We start from the raw sequence: 2428 nt of genomic DNA on the forward strand, positions 1-2428 counted from the left end.
GCTATTATCGTGGATGAAAACGATAAATGGTATGAAGACTTTTATTACTTCAATGTCTATGAGCGATTAGATTGTGTCGATTTTGAGAATAGTGAAGTGGATGATTATGATCCAGATTCTATCATTGGTCAGGAAGTCATTAAATTCAAATTAAGAGCTGATGTACTAGAAAACATAGAAGAAGAGAGGAGGTTGATCGTCATGTTAGACGAAGTTGTTGAAGCTCCTTTACTGGTTCACCAAAAGTTGGTCGACCAATTGGTTCAATTTAATATTGAAGCCTTTACTTTCTATAAGCTTAGCGAGTATGAACTCGGAATGGAATACAAAGGTCAGCAAGCTACTCACTGCTAATTGTATTGCAGCATGTCATTGGTGGCTGCAGACCTTATAGAAAAAACCTATGAATACCTTTGAAGATGAATATTACTTTTTGATAGATACACCGTTTCGAAAGAGTTTCTTGGAATTGGTGGGCATCAAAGGGGCGGGAGACCGTTTTTATGAATGGGCTCAACTCGATTACGGCGATGGACCATTGTTTTTCGGACAGGCGTTTAAAGAAGCGATGCCGTTTAAGCTGAGTAATGTCCAAATGGACGGCGGTGTCCCCGTCGTCTGTAAAAAAATTGCCGAAGTCATAGACCAGTACAACATCGATGGATTTCAATTGTTTCCGTCCATCATCGTAGACGACAATGGAGAGTGGCACGAAGATTTCTACTACTTCAACTGCTATGAGGAACTCGATTGCGTAGATTTTAAAAAAAGTGAAGTTGAAGACTATGAGCCTGACTCCCTTATGGGTCACGTGGTTCTTAAATTCAAACTAAGAGCCGACGTACTGGAAGCCATTGAAGAGGAAAAAAGGATGGTTATCATGCTGGGAAATGTTCTTGGACCTTCGTTACTGGTGCATAAAAAGCTGGTCGACCAATTGGCCCAGTTTAATATTGAGGCCTTTACTTTCTACAAGGCCAGTGAGTATGAGCGTGGAATACAATACAAATGTAAGCCAGCAGTTCAGTGCTAACTCAGACTAAGGGCCGATGTGTTAGAGGAAATAGAAGAAGAGAAACGGTTAATTTTTACATTGGAAAATGTATTGGTGCCTTCGCTGGTCGTTCACCAAAAAATTGTTGACCTATTGGCGAAATTTGATGTTTGCACTTTTACCTTCTACAAGCTAAGTGAGTATGAGCAAGGGATGCAGTATTAAAGGCAGTAAGTCGCCAACCCGTAAATCTTGTATTGGCAGTTATTATCATTGACTGCCCTGACCAATCCATAAATAAAAATTGAGCTTGTTGTGTGCGAATGAAAAATTTCGAAGACGAATACTACCTATTGATTGATACTCCATCTAGGGAAAGCTTCTTAGAACTGGTTGGAATCAAAGGCGCTGGCGCGCGTTTTTATGAAACGGACCAATTGGATTATGGTGACGGTCCAATTTTCCTTGCTAATGCATTCAAGGAAGATATGCCATTTACGTTAAGTAATGTTCAGATGGATGCCGGAAAGCCAGTCGTTTCGAAAGAAATTGCTTCGGCTATCGAAGATTACAATATTGATGGCTTTCAATTGTTTCCTGCCATTATTGTTGGCGACGACGGAGAGTGGCATGAAGATTTCTACTATTGTAATGTGTATGACACGCTCGACTGTTTGGATTTTGAAAAAAGTGAAGTTCCCTATTTCAAACCTAAACCAGGCTGCAAGCAACGAGTCGTGAAATATAAGTTGAGAGCGGATGTATTGGAAAGTATAGAAGAAGAAAAGCGTTTGATTTTCAGGTTAGACAAGGTGTATACACCGTCATTATTGGTCCACAAAAAAATAGTTGATCGTTTGGAGCCGTTTAATATTGAGGCGTTTACGTTCTACAAGCTTAGTGAATATGAACTAGGAATGCAGTATAAAAGCTAATAAGTCGCCCACCTGTAAACTTTTTTTTTGGCAGTTATTATCATTGACTGCCCTGACCAATCCATAAATATAAATTGAGCTTGTTGTGTGAGAATGAAAAATTTCGAAGACGAATACTACCTATTGATTGATACCCCATCTAGGGAAAGCTTCTTAGAACTGGTTGGAATCAAAGGCGCGGGCGCGCGTTTTTATGAAACGGACCAACTCGATTACGGCGATGGGCCGATATTTTTTGGCCAAGCGTTTAAAGAGGATATGCCATTTAAGTTGAGTAATGTTCAGATGGATTCAGGAAATCCCGTGGTTTCAAAAGAGATCGCTGATGTCATCGCTAAATACAACATTGATGGATTTCAGCTGTTTCCAGCTATTATCGTGGATGAAAACGATAAATGGTATGAAGACTTTTATTACTTCAATGTCTATGAGCGATTAGATTGTGTCGATTTTGAGAATAGTGAAGTGGATGATTATGATCCAGATTCTATCATTGGTC

4 protein-coding genes and 1 pseudogene are annotated in these 2428 nt (G+C 39.7%); all 5 read left to right on the forward strand.

The annotated features are described in order from the left end of the window. Positions 1-354: pseudogene (locus L4C34_RS20295) on the forward strand (hypothetical protein); the annotation flags it as partial. A gap of 49 nt (positions 355-403) precedes the next feature. Then, positions 404-1033, forward strand: coding sequence for an imm11 family protein (locus L4C34_RS20300; RefSeq protein WP_428791115.1), 630 nt, complete (start codon positions 404-406; stop codon positions 1031-1033). Positions 1034-1051: 18 nt separating this feature from the next. Beyond that, positions 1052-1219: a hypothetical protein gene (locus L4C34_RS20305; protein ID WP_428791116.1), complete on the forward strand. Its 168-nt coding sequence runs from the start codon at positions 1052-1054 to the stop codon at positions 1217-1219. Positions 1220-1317: 98 nt separating this feature from the next. Next, positions 1318-1929: an imm11 family protein gene (locus tag L4C34_RS20310; RefSeq protein WP_428791117.1), complete on the forward strand. Its 612-nt coding sequence runs from the start codon at positions 1318-1320 to the stop codon at positions 1927-1929. A gap of 93 nt (positions 1930-2022) precedes the next feature. Next, the coding region (locus L4C34_RS20315) for an imm11 family protein (RefSeq protein ID WP_428791118.1) at positions 2023-2428 on the forward strand (406 nt) is incomplete at its 3' end.

Origin of the sequence: Vibrio profundum, from assembly GCF_050337555.1 — a bacterium.
Classification (GTDB): domain Bacteria; phylum Pseudomonadota; class Gammaproteobacteria; order Enterobacterales; family Vibrionaceae; genus Vibrio; species Vibrio profundum.